Annotated in this window: 15 protein-coding genes; 10 read left to right on the plus strand and 5 right to left on the minus strand. The window is 66.9% G+C overall.

Annotation, left to right across the window (positions count from 1 at the left end):
- Position 1 precedes the first annotated feature (1 nt).
- A complete protein-coding gene (locus tag J2X57_RS00170; RefSeq protein WP_309862351.1) occupies positions 2-946 on the minus strand; it encodes a restriction endonuclease in 945 nt (314 codons plus the stop codon).
- Positions 947-1,129: 183 nt separating this feature from the next.
- On the opposite strand from J2X57_RS00170, the gene J2X57_RS00175 reads away from it, so the two are divergent.
- Positions 1,130-1,657 (plus strand): hypothetical protein, encoded by a 528-nt coding sequence (locus tag J2X57_RS00175; RefSeq protein WP_309862353.1) that lies wholly within the window; start codon positions 1,130-1,132, stop codon positions 1,655-1,657.
- Here the strand turns inward: J2X57_RS00175 and J2X57_RS00180 are convergent.
- Entirely contained in the window at positions 1,654-2,706 is a 1,053-nt protein-coding gene (locus J2X57_RS00180; RefSeq protein WP_309862356.1) for an HDOD domain-containing protein, read from the minus strand. The genes J2X57_RS00175 and J2X57_RS00180 overlap by 4 nt on opposite strands.
- Before the next feature lie 83 nt (positions 2,707-2,789).
- Between J2X57_RS00180 and J2X57_RS00185 the strand changes: the two genes are divergently transcribed.
- Both J2X57_RS00185 and J2X57_RS00190 read left to right on the plus strand, forming a co-directional pair.
- On the plus strand, positions 2,790-3,653 hold the full coding sequence (locus J2X57_RS00185) for a pseudouridine synthase (RefSeq protein ID WP_309862359.1): 864 nt from the start codon (positions 2,790-2,792) through the stop codon (positions 3,651-3,653).
- A gap of 45 nt (positions 3,654-3,698) precedes the next feature.
- The gene (locus J2X57_RS00190) at positions 3,699-5,096 is read left to right on the plus strand and encodes an MFS transporter (protein WP_051943556.1); all 1,398 of its coding nucleotides are present in this window, start codon (positions 3,699-3,701) and stop codon (positions 5,094-5,096) included.
- Positions 5,097-5,145: 49 nt separating this feature from the next.
- Here J2X57_RS00190 and aat read toward each other — a convergent pair whose 3' ends face one another.
- Genes aat through trxB form a run of 3 tightly spaced genes read right to left on the minus strand, consistent with a single transcriptional unit; the run spans position 5,146 to position 7,992 of the window.
- Positions 5,146-5,856 carry a leucyl/phenylalanyl-tRNA--protein transferase gene (aat, locus tag J2X57_RS00195; protein ID WP_036112640.1) on the minus strand — a complete coding sequence of 237 codons (711 nt, stop codon included), beginning with the start codon at positions 5,854-5,856 and terminating at the stop codon, positions 5,146-5,148.
- Positions 5,853-6,986, minus strand: a complete 1,134-nt coding sequence (locus J2X57_RS00200) for a GNAT family N-acetyltransferase (RefSeq protein ID WP_309862363.1) — start codon at positions 6,984-6,986, stop codon at positions 5,853-5,855. Before J2X57_RS00200 ends, aat begins: the two co-directional genes overlap by 4 nt.
- Positions 6,987-7,029: 43 nt before the next feature.
- Complete coding sequence (trxB, locus tag J2X57_RS00205; protein ID WP_036112649.1) at positions 7,030-7,992, minus strand: thioredoxin-disulfide reductase; 963 nt, start codon at positions 7,990-7,992, stop codon at positions 7,030-7,032.
- A 183-nt stretch (positions 7,993-8,175) separates the two neighbouring features.
- On the opposite strand from trxB, the gene J2X57_RS00210 reads away from it, so the two are divergent.
- The 7 genes from J2X57_RS00210 to J2X57_RS00240 all read left to right on the plus strand — a co-directional run bounded on the left by J2X57_RS00210 (position 8,176) and on the right by J2X57_RS00240 (position 18,427).
- A complete protein-coding gene (locus tag J2X57_RS00210; protein ID WP_309862368.1) occupies positions 8,176-9,240 on the plus strand; it encodes an alanine dehydrogenase in 1,065 nt (354 codons plus the stop codon).
- Between the two features lie 98 nt (positions 9,241-9,338).
- Positions 9,339-11,618, plus strand: coding sequence for a DNA translocase FtsK 4TM domain-containing protein (locus tag J2X57_RS00215; RefSeq protein WP_309862371.1), 2,280 nt, complete (start codon positions 9,339-9,341; stop codon positions 11,616-11,618).
- A gap of 7 nt (positions 11,619-11,625) precedes the next feature.
- Positions 11,626-12,054, plus strand: coding sequence for a hypothetical protein (locus J2X57_RS00220; RefSeq protein ID WP_036112654.1), 429 nt, complete (start codon positions 11,626-11,628; stop codon positions 12,052-12,054).
- A gap of 31 nt (positions 12,055-12,085) precedes the next feature.
- Positions 12,086-12,736, plus strand: a complete 651-nt coding sequence (gene lolA / locus J2X57_RS00225) for an outer membrane lipoprotein chaperone LolA (protein WP_036112657.1) — start codon at positions 12,086-12,088, stop codon at positions 12,734-12,736.
- A gap of 114 nt (positions 12,737-12,850) precedes the next feature.
- Entirely contained in the window at positions 12,851-15,664 is a 2,814-nt protein-coding gene (locus J2X57_RS00230) for a DUF2339 domain-containing protein (RefSeq protein ID WP_309862384.1), read from the plus strand.
- Entirely contained in the window at positions 15,654-17,015 is a 1,362-nt protein-coding gene (locus J2X57_RS00235; RefSeq protein WP_309862387.1) for a DUF3999 family protein, read from the plus strand. The genes J2X57_RS00230 and J2X57_RS00235 overlap by 11 nt, the downstream gene beginning before the upstream one ends.
- 83 nt (positions 17,016-17,098) lie before the next feature.
- Positions 17,099-18,427, plus strand: a complete 1,329-nt coding sequence (locus J2X57_RS00240) for a replication-associated recombination protein A (protein ID WP_308847734.1) — start codon at positions 17,099-17,101, stop codon at positions 18,425-18,427.
- The last annotated feature ends 1 nt before the right edge of the window (position 18,428 follow it).

Consider the following 18,428-nt stretch of genomic DNA (forward strand, 5'->3'; position numbering starts at 1 on the left):
GTTACTCGTGCGAGCCCAGTTCGCGCGTGCTCTGTTCGAGCACCTTCATGCCGTCTTCGTGCCTGCGTGCGTTGCGTGCGTCCTCGGACTGCTGGCGCAGGCGTTCGCGCTCCGCGATTTCGCGCGCGGCGGAGGGCGGATCGAGCGCACCATGCGTGCTGACGATGCCGGATGCGCCACTGAGCGGAGGCGTGCCGGTCGCCGGCGCGACGGCGGACGCCGCCGGGTCGACAGGCGGGGCGGGTGCGACCGCCGGTGCGATGGCCGGCGTCTGCGCCGACACTGGCGCCGTGGACGGGGAGGGTGTGGCGTCGTCCGTCGGTGCCGTGGCGGCCACCTCTTCCCGGCGCGACATGCTGTGCCAGACGAATAACCCGAGCAGCGCCAGGATGGCGATCACGAGCAAGGCCGGGCCGAGACGCGAGGCGTCACCGGACGACCGGCGACGGGGCGCCGCGCCGCGTGTTTTCTCGTGCTTCGCGCCTTTGCCGCCCCGGGCGGATGGGGCCGAGGCCGCACCCGGAAGCGACATGTCGAGATGATCGGGCAGCTTCAGCATCACGCGCAGGACGTCACCGTCGACCAGCTGCAGGCGTGGCTGGCGGCGCATCAGTGCCCTCGCCTCGCTGCTGTAGCGCCCGCGGGTGACGAAGACGCCCTTGCTCGCGGCCTCGTTGAGCATGTTGCCAAGCAGCTCGTTCACATCCTGCAGCTGCACTTCCTCGGTGTCCCAGTGCTTGCACTGGACGATGACGGTTTCGCTTCCGCGGCGCAGCCGGAGATCGACGCCAGCCGTCAGCGTCTTGAGTGACGTGGCAGGCGTATGGTGTTCAACGAGGTAACCCTGGCTACGATAATGCTCGGCCAGCAGATGCTCGAAATCCTGCCAGGCGAGGCGCGCGAGGGCGTCACCGGCTTGGGCTGGCGTCTGTCGTGCCGCAAACATCGTTCGGAAAAAACCCTGCCAAGGTTCAAACCGGCATTGTACCCGGACGGGACGCCGGATTTCCGCAACGGCGGATTTCCGCCATGGCATGGCGCCCGCCGTGCTCTCCGCCCTGCGTTGTCCGGGTTGCCGACGGTGGTTTCGCCCGGTAAATTGGGAGGTTGTATCGGGGGAATTCGGGGTTTGTCTGTGATCAAGCACGTATTGGCCGCCGCCGCGGCCCTGGCGCTGTCCGGCTGTGGCGGCAAGTCGATGATCGAGAGCGACATGAGTCGCCTGGTGTCCGCCAGCCCGGCGTCGCCGTGGCTCACTGTCGAAAACCGCGGTGAAAGCGTCGTCGTCGTTTCCGGGCTCGAGGGCAAGCCCAAGGTTCAGGTCAGCCCGGACATCGCCACGGCCGTCGAGGCCCGCCTGCGTACGACACTGCAGCCGAAGTACATCACCGACCTGATCATCAACTGCCGTGGGCTGGAGACAGCCACATCGGTCGCCGCCGAGGCTGAGCCGCCGGCCGCCACTCTCACCCTCGCGGTGAACTGCCGAATCGTCAATCGTGGCGTGGTGACGGCGAAGGCCTATCGCATTCAGCAGTCGCTGCCGGTACAGCCGGACGCGCCGCGCCTGGATACGCTGGTGCCGCGCCTGATCGACGGTGCGTCGACCCAGCTGGCGGATCAGCTCTGGGCGGACGTGAAAGCGACGACCCGTTAAGCCTCGACCGTATTGGCCGCCCGCACGGCTTCCTGACACTCCACCAGCTGAGCCTGGGTGAAGCTCTGGCCGGGCACGGCCAGCAGCACGGCATCGGCCTCGGCTCCGCCCTGGTCGATGAGGACGTCGATCATCGCCACGCGACTGGCCGCGATCAGGGCGCGGCCCAGCGGCGTGCGCGCGCCCGCGTCGGCGGGATCGGCGCGCTCGGACAGGGCCTGCACCACGCGGGATGGGAAGTCCCAGTGCCGCGCCGCATGCAGCGACAGGCGCTCCATCTGCTCGGCCAGCGCGGCGATGAACGAGCGGCTGTACTGCGGTACCGCGTCGCCGTATTTCTCGAGCTCGGCCAGGATGGCCTGGGAGCCCGTATGGCTGACCAGTCCGGCCAGAAAGGCCTCGAAGGGGTCGCAGGCCGGACGGCCCAGATGGGAACAGGCGCGGGCGCAGCGCTCGGCGTGCTCCCACAGTCGTTCGCCGGCATGGTGGATGCCGTTTTCGCCCGTGCGCAGGATCGGCCGCATCACCAGTTGCATGACCACCCGGCGCAGGCCGTTCTGGCCGAGCAGCGTGATCGCCTGCTGCAGGCCCGTCACGGGTTTGGTCGAACGGAAGAAAGCGCTGTTGGCCACGCGGATGATTTCGCCGACCAGTACGCTGTCGCGGGAGACCTGTTCGGCCAGCATGCGGCTGTCGGTGTCGTCGCTGCGCAGTGAGCGCATCAGCTGCGGCACGACCGAGGGCAACCGGGGCAGCAGGCCGACGTCGAAACGTTCGCCGCCGAAGACGTCCTTCAGGCGGCGCAGCAGGCTCTGCTCGGCCGGCGTCATGGCGGGTTCGAACGATGGCGCCGCCGAGAGGATCAACCGGTAAAAACGGTCTTCCACCTCGTCGGCCGGCAGCGCGCCGGCGGGCACCTCGACGATCGCCTCCACCCCTTCGTCGGCAACCGGCGCGGGCGCAGACACAAGCGGCCATGCGTTGCTGGCCGCCGCCGGGGGAGTCGCGCCGCGAGCGCCGAACCACTTCCTGAAAAACCGGCCGATCACGGGGAAGCCTCGAGGCTGGGGAGGGAGGAAGACACAGTATATGGCGGCCGTGAGGCGAACGAGTTGAGGGATATAATCTTACGATGGAACCGCTTCCGCCCAGCCGACTCGTCCTGCCCGCCGGCGCGTGGCCTTCGGTGCTGGATTTCCTGTGCGAGCGCTTCCCGGCGATCGGCCGTCCGGTCTGGATCGACCGCATGGAGCGCGGCATGGTGGAGATCGACGGCGTGGCGATCGACCGGCTCGCGCCCTACCGGCCGGGTACCAGGCTGGCCTACCGCCGCGAGGTGCTGGCGGAGCCGACCATTCCCTTCGAGGAAACCATCGTCCATGCCGACGACGACCTCGTCGTGGCCGACAAGCCCCACTTCCTGCCCACGATGCCGGCCGGTCGTTTCGTCGAGGAGACCCTTTCCGTACGCCTGATGCGCCGGCTGGATAACCCGGTGCTGGTCGCGCTGCATCGGCTGGACCGGGGCACCGCCGGGCTGGTCGTGTTCTCGGCCCGGGCGGAGAGCCGGGACGCCTATACACGCCTGTTCCGCGAACGCCGGATCGGCAAGGTTTATGAGGCGCTGGCCGCCCCTCTGCCGGACCTCGTTTTTCCGCACGTCCGGGAAAGCCGGATCGAGCGCGGTGAACCTTTCTTCCGCGTCCGCGAAGCCGACGGCGAGCCCAATGCGCGCACCCGCGTCGAGGTGCTGGAGCGAGGCGAACACTGCTGGCGTTATCGGCTGCAGCCGGTGACCGGACGCAAGCACCAGTTACGTCTGCACATGGCCGCGCTGGGTGCGCCGATTCTGGGCGATCACGTGTATCCCGAACTGCGCGATGAGCCCGCGGACTTCAGCGAGCCGCTGCGGCTGCTTGCCCGCGAACTGCGCTTCGTCGACCCCGTCACCGGACAGGACCGCTCGTTTCTAAGCAAGCGTTCACTCGACCTTTGAGGCGTGCGGGCGCAAACTGTGCGCTTCCTCGCCGCTCCTTTCCGGATGACTTCCGCTCCTGGCTTCCGCACCGTTGCCCTGATCATCGCAAGCGCGATGTTCATGGAACAGTTGGACGGCACCATCCTGGCCACCGCGCTGCCGGCCATGGCGGAGTCCTTCGACGTTTCCCCGCTGCACATGAGTGTGGCGCTGACCTCGTACATGCTCAGCCTCGCCGTGTTCATCCCGGCCAGTGGCGCCATCGCCGATCGTTACGGTTCGCGCAACGTCTTCCGCGCCGCCATCGCGTTGTTCACGGTGGGATCCATTCTCTGCGGTCTGTCCGGCAACCTGCCGCTGCTGGTGCTGTCGCGCCTGCTGCAGGGTATCGGCGGCGCCATGATGGTGCCGGTGGGCCGCCTGGTGCTGCTCCGTTCGGTGCCCAAGTCCGAACTGGTCAGCGCGATGTCGTGGCTGCTGGTCCCTGCACTGATCGGGCCCGTGGTCGGGCCGCCGCTGGGTGGCTTCATCGTCACCTGGGTGTCCTGGCGCTGGATTTTCTACATCAACGTGCCGATCGGTCTGGCAGGCATGTGGCTGGCGACGAAATTCATTCCCGACATCCGTATTCCGGACAAGGTGCGCTTCGACAAGCTCGGTTTCGTGCTGTCGGGTGTCTCGCTGTCGTGCCTGGTGTTCGGGCTGGAAATGGCCAGCCGGGGCGCGACGTCGATGGCAGGTTCCACGGGGCTGATGGTGGGCGGCCTGATCGTCGGTGCGATCTACGTATGGCATTCGAAGCGGACGACCAACCCGATCCTCGACCTGTCGCTGATGCGTTTCACCACCTTCCGCCTGTCCGTGATCGCAGGCTCGCTGACGCGTATCACGGCCGGTTCGGTGCCGTTCCTGCTGCCGCTGATGATGCAGCTGGGCTTCGGTCTTTCGGCGGCGCACAGCGGCGTGATCACCTTCGTGTCCGCACTGGGCGCGATGTTGATGAAGGCGACCGCGGCGCCGGTGCTGCGCTGGTGGGGTTTCCGCGCGACGCTCGTCTGGAACGGCGTCCTGTCGATGGTCTGCGTGGCCTTGTGCGCCGCGTTCCGGCCCGAGTGGCCGCTGTGGATCATCTACGTGGTACTGCTGTTCAGCGGGTTCTTCCAGTCGCTGCAGTTCAGCGCGTACAACACCGTCGCGTATGCGGATGTGCCCAGCGAGCGTTTTTCCAGCGCGACCAGTTTTTACACGACGTTCCAGCAGCTGATGCTGTCGCTGGGCATCTGCGTGGCCGCCGCGGCCTTGCACGTGTCGGTGACCTGGCACGGCCGTGAGCATGCGCAGCTGCCGGACTTCAGCGTGGCGTTCCTGGTGGTGACCTTCGTCTCGCTGCTGGCCGCGCCCGTGTGTCTGCTGCTGCCGAAGAATGCCGGCGCGGAGATGAGCGGACACCGCCGCCGCTAACGCCGTCGCTCACGTGTAGGAGCGCGCCCCGCGCGCGACCCGCGACCCGTCAAGGCAGCGCAATCGCCTCGCTGATCCAGCTCCCCACCTTCCCCGGCATCGCCGCCAGGCGCCTCGCCTGCGCGATGAACGGTCGCCTCGGAATCTCCACCGCTCCCATGCTCAGCAGATGATCGTTGGTCACCTGCGCATCCAGAAACGGAAACCCCCAGCCATGCAGCAGTCCGCATAAGCCCGCCAGCGCTACCTTCGATCCACCCGTGCGCGCACTGAACATCGACTCGCCGCAAAACAGGCGCCCCACGGCCACACCGTAAATGCCGCCGACCAGCGACCCGCGATCCCACACTTCGACGCTATGCGCATGCCCGCGCCGGTGCAGTTCTTCGTAAGCGGCGATCATGTCCGGTCCGATCCACGTGCCCGGCTGGCCGTTACGCGGCGCCGCGCACGCACGCATCACCCGGGCGAACGAGGTGTCCGCGGTGATCCGCCAGTTCGACTTGTTGAGCTGCTTGCGCAGACTGCGGCTGATGTGGACTTCGTCCGTGCGGAACACGCAGCGCGGATCGGGCGACCACCAGAGGATCGGCTCGTCTTCGTTGAACCAGGGGAAGACGCCCTGCGAATACGCCGCCAGCAAGCGATCGGCCGAGAGATCGCCACCCCACGCCAACAAGCCGTTGGGCTCGGCCAGCGCCGACTCGGGGTCGGGGAACAGGCCAGTGCGCTGGGGATGCAGTTGTGGCAGCTGGATCATCGGTCCGCGTAAGGCGAGTGAGTCATCAGTTCGTCTTTATAGGCTTCGCGGTGAGCCGCTTCGTGGACCAGGGCATCGGCCACGGCCTGGCGGAAACCTTCATGCGCAATGTAATGCCGTGAGTGGGTCAGCGTCGGCAGGAAACCACGAGCCAGTTTGTGTTCGCCCTGCGCGCCAGGTTCGAAACGCGCCAGACCCTCGCGGATCGCGTAGTCGATACCGCGGTAGTAGCAGAGCTCGAAATGCAGGCCGGACAACTCCACGCTGGCGCCCCAGTAACGTCCATACAACGCGTCGGCGCTGCGGAGGAAGAGCGCCATCGCTACGATGTCACGGTCGTCGCGTGCAAGCGCGACCTGCACATTCGAACCGAGCGTACGTCCCAGGTATTGGAAGAACCGCGCCGTGAGTGCGGCATGGTTGCCCTTCATGTCGAAGGTGAGCTCGTAGAGGCCATGGATCTGCCTCCACTCGGCATCGGACAGCGTGTCGCCGCCGCGCATTTCCAGGGTCAGGCCGGAGGCCGCCGCATGCGCGCGCTCCTGTCGTATATTCTTGCGCTTCTTGCGCGCCAGCGCATCGAGGAAGCCGTCGAAATCGGCATAACCGCGGTTATGCCAATGAAACTGATAGTCCGCCCGGATCAGCCAGCGGTCGTCGAAGGCGTGAAGATCGGCCTCGGCGAGGAAGTTGGCGTGGATGGAGGACAGGCCGAGGCGATCGGCTTCGTCCACCAGCGCGGCGGTCAGCCGATTGCGATGGATGTCGGCCCCGGGGCCCTCACGCACTAGCAGGCGCGGACCGGGCACGGGAGAGTAGGGCGCGGCGACCAGCAGCTTGGGGTAATAGTCCCCACCGGCGCGTTCCCAGGCCGAGGCCCAGCTCCAGTCGAAGACGAACTCGCCGTGCGAGTTGCCCTTGAGGTAGGTCGGGGCGGCGGCGACCAGCCGGCCGCCGTCGAAAATGGCAAGGTGGTAAGGCTTCCAGCCGTAATCTTCACGCAGGCAGCCCTTGGTCTCCATGCCGCTGAGAAACGCATGCGACACGAAAGGGTTGCCGTCGGGCACGAGCGCATCCCAGTCGGCGGCAGGGATCTCGCCGAGTCCGTCGAGGAAGCGGATCTCGCTCATGCGGCGCGGTGCCCCGCGCGTCGGGAGGCGCGGGGCGGTGCCATCACGTCAGCAGGTGCTGCTGGTCGAGCCAGCGCTCGGCATCCAGTGCGGCCATGCAGCCGAAGCCGGCCGAGGTGATCGCCTGGCGGTAGACGTGGTCGGCCACGTCGCCCGCCGCGAACACGCCCGGGACCGAGGTCGCCGTGGCCATGCCGTGGGTGCCCGACTGGATCTGGATGTAGCCGTCCTTCATGTCGAGCTGACCTTCGAAGATGCCGGTGGCCGGGGTGTGGCCGATGGCGACGAAGAAGCCCTGGACGTCGAGGTCGCGCTTCGCGCCGGTGTTGACGTCCTTGACGCGGACGCCGTTGACGCCGGAGTCGTCACCCAGCACTTCGTCGATCTGGTGGTTCCAGAGCAGCTCGATCTTGCCGGCCGCGACCTTCTCGAAGACCTTGTCCTGCATGATCTTTTCCGCACGGAACTTGTCGCGGCGGTGGACGAGGTACACCTTGCGGGCGATGTTGGCGAGGTACAGGGCTTCTTCGACCGCGGTGTTGCCCCCGCCGACCACCACCACGTCCTGCTCGCGGAAGAAGAATCCGTCGCAGGTGGCGCAGGCGGACACGCCGCGGCCCTTGAACTTCTCTTCCGAGGCGATGCCCAGGTACTTGGCGGTGGCGCCGGTGGTGATGATCAGCGCGTCGGCGGTGTACTCGCCGCTGTCACCCTTCAGGCGGAACGGGCGGTTGCCCAGGTCCACACTGTGGATGTGGTCGAAGACCATCTCGGTTTCGAACCGCTCGGCGTGCTCGGCCATGCGGCGCATCAGCTCCGGTCCCTGCACACCCTTCTCGTCACCGGGCCAGTTGTCGACCTCGGTGGTGGTCATCAGCTGACCGCCCTGCTGCAGGCCGGTGATCATCGTCGGCTTGAGGTTGGCGCGCGCCGCGTAGACGGCGGCGGTATAGCCGGCGGGACCGGAGCCGAGGATCAGCAGACGGCTGTGCTTGGGGGTGCTCATGTATAATCCTTGAGGTTTGCTGCGACGTGTTTCGAGGTTGCGCAAGATCGTTGTCGACCCGGAAGAATGGGGAAGACGAGGGTGCGATTCAAGACATTCGCTTCATGATGGTGCCTCCCATGTCCCCGCATGGTGGCTTTTGTTCGTCCGACTTCTCTCGGTTCATTCAGGATCCTCCTCAAGATGCGCATCGGTATCCCCTCCGAAACCAAGACCCTCGAAGGCCGCGTGGCCCTCATTCCGGCCGCCGCGGCCGATCTGGTCCGCCGTGGCCATGAGGTCTTCATCCAGTCCGGCGCCGGCACCAAGTCCGGTTATACGGACGCCGACTACGCCGTGCTGGGCGTCACCGTGGTGCCCGACGCCGCCGCCCTTTATGAAAAGGGCGAGCTGATCGTCAAGGTCAAGGAGCCGATCGAAGGCGATCTGAAGCTGCTCAAGAAGCACCACCTGCTGTTCTGCTACCTGCACCTGGCCGCCGAGCCGGCGCTGACCAAGAGCCTGCTGGATATCGGGCTGACCGGTATCGCGTTCGAGTCCGTCGACGAAAACGGCGTGCTGCCGCTGCTGCTGCCGATGTCCGTCATCGCCGGCCGCATCGCCACCCAGATCGGCACCACGCTCCTGCACCAGCCCAACGGCGGCAAGGGCAAGCTGCTGGGCGGCATGGCCTCCACACCGCGCGGCAAGGTCGTCGTGCTGGGTGCGGGCGCCGCCGGTGGCAACGCCGCCGCGCTGGCCGCCTCGGCCGGTGCCAACGTCGTCGTCTTCGACAAGCGCCAGGACCGTCTGGCCGAGATGATGGCCATGGGCCCCAACGTCACCGCGCTCTACGCCTATGAGTCCTCGGTGGCCGAAGAAGTCCGCAACGCCGACATCGTCGTCGGTGCCGTGCTGATCCCCAGCGCCAAGGCGCCGCGCGTGGTCACGGAAGAGATGGTCAAGACGATGGAGAAGGGCTCGGTGCTCGTCGACATCTCGATCGACCAGGGCGGCTGCTTCGAGACCTCGCGTCCGACCACCTGGAAGGAGCCGACCTACGACGTCCACGGCGTGACGCATTTCTGCGTGACCAACATGCCGGGCGCCGTGCCGCAGACCTCGTCGACCGCCATTTCGGCCGCCATCCTGCCGTACGTGCAGCGCCTGGCCGCCGGCGACGCGTGGCGCGATCACGGTCCGCTGGCCGCCGGCATCAATATCGAGGGCGGCAAGCTCGTCCACCCGGCGCTTCAGGGCGTGGCATGATGCCGAAAACCCGATCCGAGGTCGTTTGCTAAGTGGCGCGCAGCGCGAAAGTCGTCAAGAAACAGGCCAGGACGCAGATCAAGGCCCAACGCGAAGGCTTGAGTGACGAACTCAAGCGTCGCCTGCGCGAAGCGGGAGCCCTTCTGGTGCTCCCGCTCGCCCTGTACCTGCTCGTCTGCCTGATCAGCTACAACGATCAGGACCCGAGCTGGGGCCACATGGGGGTCGCCGAGCACGCCACCAATTTCGGTGGTGCGGTCGGCGCCAACATCGCCAATCTGCTCCGTTACATCTTCGGCCTGGTCTCGTACTTCTTTCCGCTGCTGCTGCTGGCCCTCGGCGTGCAGGTGATCCGCCAGCGGGGCGAGCGCAACGTCGCCCCGTGGGAGCCGTCCCTGCGCCTGATCGGGTTCGTGTTCTTCTTCATCACCGGCCCCGCGCTGGTGTATCTGAACGTCGATTCGCCCGTGTTGCCGGAAGGCCCGGGCGGCATCGTCGGCAAGTGGGTCGGGCGCGGCGTGCATGCCGCGTTCGGCGACAAGGGCGCGCCGCTGCTGCTGCTGGCCCTGTTCCTCATCGCCGTCACCCTCGCCACTGGCCTGTCATGGTTCCGCCTCATGGACCTGACGGGGCAGGGCGTGGTGCGACTGGGCGGCTGGTTCGGCGGCAAGATGCGCCGCGCGCCGGACGTCATGGCGGCCCGCACCGCACGCGCCGAGCGCGAAGTGGTGAAGAAGGCCGAGGCCGTCAAGCAGGCCAGACGCGAGCCCGTACGTATCGAGACGCCCACCCCCATGGTGGTCAAGAGCGAGCGTGCGTCCCGCGAGAACCAGATCCCGCTGTTCACCGGCGCGTCCATCGAGGGTGAGATCCCGCCGCTGTCGCTGCTGGACGAAGCGCCGCCGCAGGGTCCCGGCTACTCCGAGGAGACCCTCGAGGTGCTGTCGCGCCAGGTGGAGCTGAAACTCAAGGACTTCCGTGTCGAAGCGCGTGTGGTCGGCGTCTATCCCGGCCCGGTCATCACCCGCTTCGAGCTCGAACCCGCCGCGGGCGTACGCGGCAGCCAGGTCTCCAGCCTGGACAAGGACATCGCGCGCGGGCTGTCCGTGGTCAGCGTGCGCGTGGTCGACGTCATTCCGGGCAAGAACGTCATCGGCCTGGAAATCCCGAACACCAAGAAGCAGATCGTCTACCTCTCGGAAATCCTTCGTTCCGAGCGCTACGACCAGGTGAAGTCGCCGCTGGCGCTCGCCCTCGGCAAGGACATCGGCGGCAAGGCCGTGGTCACCGACCTCGCCAAGATGCCCCACCTGCTCGTCGCCGGTACCACCGGTTCCGGTAAGTCCGTGGCGGTCAACGCCATGGTGCTCAGCTTGTTGTACAAGTCGAGCGCCAGGGACGTGCGGATGATCATGATCGATCCGAAGATGCTGGAGCTCTCGGTCTACGAGGGCATCCCGCATCTGCTGGCGCCGGTCGTCACCGACATGAAGGAAGCCGCCAACGCGCTGCGCTGGTGCGTCGCCGAGATGGAGCGCCGCTACAAGCTCATGGCCGCGGTGGGCGTGCGTAACCTCGGTGGCTTCAACAAGAAGGTGAAGGACGCGGAGAACAGCGGTCAGCCGCTGCTCGACCCGCTTTTCCGCGCCAACCCCGACATGCCGTCGATGACGGCCGATCCGCTCGAGCCGCTGCCGCACATCGTCATCATCATCGACGAGTTCGCCGACATGATGATGATCGTCGGCAAGAAGGTCGAAGAGCTGATCGCGCGTCTGGCGCAGAAGGCGCGTGCGGCGGGTGTGCATCTGATCCTCGCCACGCAGCGTCCGTCGGTCGACGTCATCACCGGTCTGATCAAGGCGAACATCCCGACGCGTATCGCGTTCCAGGTGTCGTCCAAGATCGACTCGCGCACCATCCTCGACCAGTCCGGCGCCGAAGCGCTGCTCGGTCACGGTGACATGCTCTACCTCCCGCCGGGTACGGCCACGCCGGAGCGCGTGCACGGTGCCTTCGTGGACGACCACGAGGTGCACAACGTCGTCGAGTGGCTGCGTGCGCAGGGTGCGCCCAATTACATCGAAGGCGTGCTGGAAGAAGTCCAGTCCACCGCCGATGGCAAGATCATTAACGACGCCGGTCTTCCGCAGGACGCCGACGGTGACGGCGACAGCGACAACGCTCTCTACGACCGCGCCGTGCGCGTGGTGACGGAGACGCGTCGCGCGTCCATCTCCGGCGTGCAGCGTCATCTGCGTATCGGCTACAACCGCGCCGCCCGCCTCGTCGAACAGATGGAGCAGGAAGGCATCGTCAGCGCCCCGCAGCACAACGGTAACCGTGAAGTGCTGGCGCCGCCGCCCCCCAAGGATTAATCGCCCCATGAACACCATGAAACCGGGCGCGCTACGTCAGCGCCCCTGGAGCCTGCTCGTCACCGGCGACCTCGTGCCCACGGCCGAGGTGCTCGACGAAGTCACGAGCGTGTTCGAACTCAATCCGTCCATCCCGGGTCTGGAGCTGCGCGCCGACGACGGCCGCGCCTGTTTCGTCACGCGCGAGTACCCGAGCGGACACACCGCCGAGGTCGACGACGCGCTGGAAGTGATCTTCGCCGAACAGACCGAGATCGCCGAGATCGTCGTGCTGGGTCAGGAAGCGCGCCCCGCACACACGGCCACCCGCGATGCGCCTTTCTGGCACCGCGACGGTAAGGCCATCGCCGACATCAGCGAGAAGATGGAGGCCGGCGAGATCTCGCCGGGAGAAGCCATCGACATGCTTAAGTCGCTGTTCGAAACCGATCGCTGACAATCGCGCCGAACCCTACGGAAGACATCCCATGAAACGCCTCCTGCTCGCCGCGACGCTGTCCCTCCTCAGCCTGCCGACTTTCGCCGCCACCGGCGCGGCTCGCGAGCGCCTGGATGCGTTCTCAAAGGGCCTGCATTCGCTGACCGGCCGTTTCAGCCAGACCCTGGCCAACGCCAATGGCGACCAGGGCAAGGTCAGCTCCGGCACGCTGGCGCTGCAGGCTCCGCGCCAGTTCCGCTGGGAGACCACGGCGCCGTACAAGCAGACGATCGTCGCCGACGGTAGCCGCGTATGGCTCTACGACCCCGACCTGGAGCAGGTCACGGTGCGCAAGCAGAGCAGCGAGGAAGCGCAGAGCCCGCTGACGGTGCTGACCGACCTGTCGCAGATGGACAAGGACTTCAAGGTCACCGAGCAGGGTGAGCACGACGGCCTGGTCTGGCTGCGCCTGCAGTCCACCTCGAAGGACCCCCAGTTCGACTTCGCCGATCTGGGGTTCGACGCCAGCGGCCTCGCCCGCATGGCCTTCAAGGATCAGCTCGGCAACACGACGCAGATTTCGTTCGCCGGATGGCAGAAGAACCCCGCCGTGCCGGCCAGCACGTTCGAGTTCGTCCCCCCGCAGGGCACCGATGTGATCGGAGACGCCCCGGTGCTGCAGACCCAGCCGGTGAAATAACGCACATCACCCCCTCCGGGGCGCGCTCCTACACGCGCGGGGCGCGCTCCTACGCGTCTGGCATTCATGCCAGACTCCGCCCGTCACACAGGATGTTACGGAGAGACCAACGGTATGTACGTCATCTGGGCCATTGTCTGCGCGGTGATCGGCGCCCTTGTCGATCAGGGGTGGACCGGCGCCGTCGCGGGGGCTGTCATCGGCTGGTTACTGGGGCGGCAGTCGCAATTTCGCGATGAGCTGGATGCACTGCGGACGCGGCTGGATGCGGTGAGTCCGGGCGCGGCGGAGTCAACGTCCGCGACGCCGAAGCCACTGACGCCGGCGGACTGGCCTGACGCCGATCCGGTGCGGATGCCGCGACCTCCGGTGCCTGTTGCGGGACCGGAGGGCCAGCCGGGGGGCTTTTCTTCACGGCCGCCGCCGGTGCCTTTGTCGGTGCCTGGGGCGGTTTCGCAGGCCCCGATCGCCAACAGGGTTGGCGCCACGCAGGAGCCGGGGACATCGGGTGAACCGGCAGTGTCCCGCGAGCCCTCCGTGCCCGTTGAGCCAGTCGGGCCTTCGTTGGTCGATCGGTGGATCGAGGCGGGCAAGCGCTGGTTTACCGAGGGTAACGTGCCGGTGAAGGTCGGCATGCTGGTGTTGATCGCCGGCGTGGGCGCGTTCCTGAAATACGCCTCGGATAACGGCTTGCTCCGGGTGCCGGTATCGGTACGGCTGAGCATCGTGGCGCTGGTGGCGATCGCTGGCGTGGCGTTTGGCTGGGTGCAGCGCGAGAAACGGCGTTCGTTCGGGCTGGCCTTGCAGGGCGGCGGCCTGGGTGTGCTGGTGATGATCGTGTTCGCCGCGTACCGACTTTATGGTCTGCTCGATGCGGGTCCGACGTTCGCACTGCTGCTGATCTTTGTCGCGGGTATGGGTGTGCTGGCGGTGCTGCAGGATGCGCTGGCGCTGGCCGTGCTCGGACTGATCGCCGGCTTCGCCGCGCCGATCATGGCATCGTCGGGGCAGGGCAATCACGTCGCGCTTTTCAGCTATTACGCGGTGCTCAACCTGGGCATTCTCGGCATCGCATGGAAAAAGGCGTGGCGCGTGCTCAACGTGCTCGGCTTCGTCGCCACCTTCGGTGTCGGCACCGCGTGGGGCGTGCTGAAGTACAGCCCGTCGCTGTTCGAAAGCACCGAGCCGTTCCTCATCTTCCACTTCCTGCTCTTTCTCGTGGTGCCGTGGCTGCACGTGCTGCGCTCGCCGAAGGGTCGCCGCGCCATCCTCGACGGCTGCCTGATGTTCGGCAATCCGATCGCCAGCCTGCTCTTGCAGGGCGCGTTGCTCGACTGGGAGCCGATGTCGCTGGCCATCTCCGCGCTGATCGCCGCGGGCCTTTATATCGCCATCGCGTTCGCCATCCGCAAACGCGAGGATATGGGCCTGCTGCGTGAAACCTGGGCCGTCCTGGCCGTGGCCTTCGCGACGATCGCGGTGCCGTTGGCGCTGAGTGCCGCTGTGACCGCCAGTGTCTTCGCGCTCGAAGGCGCGGGCCTGATCTGGCTCGGCTTCCGGCAGGAACGTCGGCTGCCGCGCTGGTCGGGTGTGTTCCTGCAACTTGTCGCTGGCGTGGCCTGGTGCCTGGCTCTTGCGTTCCGCACACGCTACCGGGACACCGCCTTCCTCAATCCCGAGTTCATCGGCAGCTTGCTGCTCGTGGTCGGCGCGGGTGTGGGGGTATGGCAGTTCGATCGTCATGGCACGTCCCGGGGCGTTTCCAGTCTCGCGCGGGTCGGTCTCCTGCTCTGGGCGGGCCTCTGGTGGTTCGTGGGTTTCGGCAATGAAATCGGGCGATTCGTGCGCGATGCCGGTGACACAGGCATCCCGGCGAACGTGGATGCCGCATGGCTCGCGCTGGTCGGCGTGACCGGCTGGTTGCTCGCGGAAGCCTGCCCGCGGACACGCAAGCTGGATCTCGGCGCCGTGCTGGCATTCTCGGTGCCGCTGTCCTTCCTGTTCTCGCTGCTGATCGTGCTGCAAGGCGCCAACGAGCGAGTGCAATGGCTCGCCGGTTGGCCCCTGGGTGCAGTCGTCGTCATGGCGGTGACCGGCTGGCTCGCGATGCGCGGCGAAGGTACGCACCGTGTCGCCGGCGTGGCGACCAGCACCGTCTGGTGGCTTCGCTGGCTGGCCCTGTTCACCTTGTCCATCGGGCTCGCGCTGGATCATGTGGCGGGCGTGGGGCAGGGCTGGCAGATCGTCGCCTGTTCGGTGCCGACCCTTTTGATCGCGGCAATCACGGCGTGGTGGCCTCGTCTGCTTGCGTCGCCACTGGCGATTTACCTGCGCGAAATCCGCGTCAGTGTCGGGGGCGCGATGGTGCTGGCGATGGCCGTCGTCGGCCTGATCGCACTCACCGCCGCGGGCAGTCCGCAGCCGTTGCCCTTCGTTCCCGTCCTCAATCCGCTGGATCTTCTGCTCATCGCGGTGCTTCTGTTTACCGCACGTGCGATTTCCGACGAGGCCGTTCCGTCGGCGATCAGGCGCACGCGGCCCGCTGCGCTCGCGGCCGCCTTCTTCATCGTCGCGACCAGCATGACGCTGCGCGCCGTGCATCACCTTGGCGGCGTGCCGTGGGATTCGTCGATGCCTTCGTCCAGTCTTGCCGAACTCTCGCTCACCGTGGTCTGGAGCGTGATCGGTGTCGTCGCCTGGGTGCTAGGTTCGCGCCGCGGCCAGCGCCTGCTGTGGATGGCCGGTGCGGGCACGATGGCCGTGGTGCTGCTGAAGCTGCTGCTGGTGGATCGCGGACATCTGGGCAACCTGTTCGGCATCGCGTCATTTATCGCCTATGGCCTGCTGTGCACGGTTATCGGCTATCTCGCTCCCGCGCCGCCCAAAGAGGGCGCGGTCATCGCTCCGGAGTCACCGCATGCGTCGTGATGTGGGTTGTTTGCTTGTTCTCGGTCTGTTTGCCGTGGGCGCCCGTGCCGAGGTGCCCGAGGCATTCGCCTATTCTTGGCCGATCGTCGCGCCGCAGGGTGGCAAGGCCTACCTCGTCGAACTGCCTCAGGACGCGTACGCGTGGGCATCGCGCGATGCCGGGCTCGCCGATGTCGTCGTGGTCGATGCGGAGGGGCGGCAGGTCGCCGCCGGCCCGTACACCGCCGCGGCGCCCACGTCGCATCCCGTGACGCTCGACGCGCCGTTGCGCGCCGTGCCCGCCGCGGTGGACGGCGTGCCTGGTGCGCGCATCCAGCGCAGCACCAACGGCGACATCGTGATCGAGCCGGGTCCGGTGGCGCCGACCGCCACGCCGCGCGTCTGGCTGTTCGACGCGCGCTCGGCGATCGCGCCGGAGCGCCTGGAGTTTGCGGCGATCGACCACGACGTGAACCTCGGCGTCGACGTCGATACCAGTAACGACTTGCAGGACTGGAACACGCGCGTGCGCGGCGCGTCGATCGTGACGCTCGGCAAGGGCGATGGCGCGGTGGATGCGCGCGTGATCAAACTGTCCGGTTCGCCGGCGCGTTACTACCGCGTCCGTGTGATGAGCGGCGAAGCACCGTGGGCGGTCGACGGCACGTCGTCCGTCACCTTGTCGGGAAGTGTCGAAGACGCGGCGGCAAAGGACGAAGCGAAGCTGCTCTGGCTGGACGTTCCCGTCGGTGACACGAAGAGCAGCGGGCAGGGCGTCGATTACGACTATCGCTTGCCGGCCGCGTTACCGCTGAGCGCCGTGCGAGTCACCCTGGGTAAGAGCGACAGTGTGGCCCGTCTGGATGCATCGGCGGTCGAGGGCACGATGAGCAGCGAGGCGCTGGGCACGCTCGTCGTCACCCCGGATGGTACGGAAGGTCGTCGGCCGCTCGAGGTGAATGCGCGCCGCCGCGATCTGCTGCGTCTGCATTCGGCGACGCCGCTGCGCGAAGCGCCGCATCTGTCGGTGGGCTGGCGGCCGGATCGCTTCGTCTTCCTGCCCGAAGGCAAGGGGCCGTATCGGTTGCTGGTGGGCAGTGCGCGCGAGCGGCGTCCGGCGTGGCCCGTCGGCGATGCGGTGACGGCCTTGCGTAAGAGCGAAGGCGCGGCGTGGCGGCCTGACGAAACGACATTGGGTCCCGGACAGGAGCTGGGCGGACGCGAAGCGCTGAGTTCGCCGGCGGCGCCATTCGACTGGACCCGGCCTTTGCTCTGGGTGGTGTTGTTGCTGGGGGCGGGTTTGATTGCAGGGATGGCGGGCAGTTTGCTGCGGAAGCCGAACGCGGGTGGCGAGGACGAAGGCAAGGGTTGAGGGCTAAGGGCGGCTCAGAGGCCTTGAGCGCATCTGCACGCCTGACGCGCGATAATAGGCCTTCACCCCCTCCCGCGAGTCCCATGTCTTTTCAGTCCCCCGGCCTTTTTGCCGAACCCGAAGCGCTGAAGCCCCTGGCCGAGCGTATGCGTCCGCGTGCCCTCGACGAGATAGTGGGGCAGCAGCGGGTGGCGGGCGAGGGTAAGCCGCTGCGCCGTGCGCTGGAGGCAGGCAAGGTCCATTCGATGATCCTGTGGGGGCCGCCGGGGTGTGGCAAGACCACGCTGGCCCTTCTGGTCGCCCGGTACGCCGACGCCGACTTCCGCGCCATTTCCGCTGTCATGAGCGGCCTGCCGGACGTGCGAAAGGCGCTCGCGGAGGCGGAAGGCAACTTCGCGCAGGGGCGCCGCACCGTCCTGTTCGTCGACGAGGTGCATCGCTTCAACAAAGCCCAGCAGGACGCCTTCCTGCCGCATATCGAGCGGGGCGTGATCATCTTCGTCGGCGCGACCACCGAGAACCCGTCGTTCGAGCTCAACTCCGCGTTGCTCTCACGGTGCCGTGTGCACGTGCTGGACGCGGTGAGCCCGGACGATATCGTGGCCGCATTGCATCGCGCGCTGGCCGACAAGGAACGCGGTCTGGGCGATCTCGAACTCGATGTCGACGAAGCGTCGCTGAAACTCATCGCCAGTGCCGCCGATGGCGATGTACGTCGTGCGCTTACCTTGCTGGAAATCGCCGCCGAGCTCGCCGAAAACGGCCGGATCGACGATGCGACGCTGGAGCAGGTGCTGGCGGATCGCACGCGTCGTTTCGACAAGAGCGGCGAGCAGTTCTACGACCAGATCTCGGCCCTGCATAAATCCGTGCGCTCGTCCGATCCGGATGCCGCCGTTTACTGGCTGACGCGCATGCTCGACGGGGGCTGCGATCCGCTGTATCTGGCCCGGCGCATGACGCGGATGGCGGTGGAAGATGTGGGTCTGGCCGAGCCGCGCGCGTGGCGCATGGCGCTGGATGCGTGGGATACGTACGAGCGCCTCGGCAGTCCCGAGGGCGAGCTGGGCCTGGCGCAGCTGGCGATCTGGCTGGCCATTTCGCCGAAGAGCAACGCCGCGTACATGGCGTACAACAAGGCCAGGGCCACCGTGAAGCAGATGGGCACGCTCGACGTGCCGATGCATCTGCGCAACGCGCCGACCAAGCTGATGAAGGGGCTGGGTTACGGCACCGGTTACCAGTACGACCACGACGTCGAAGGTGGCATTGCGCTGGATCAGCAGTGCCTGCCGGATGAGCTGACAGGGACGACCTTTTATGAGCCGGTCGATCGCGGACTGGAAACGAAACTGCGCGAAAAGCTGGAGGCGTTACGCGCCGCGCGTGCGGAAGCCCGGACGCGGAAGTAGT

This window comes from Luteibacter sp. 1214 (assembly GCF_031455395.1).
GTDB lineage: Bacteria > Pseudomonadota > Gammaproteobacteria > Xanthomonadales > Rhodanobacteraceae > Luteibacter > Luteibacter mycovicinus.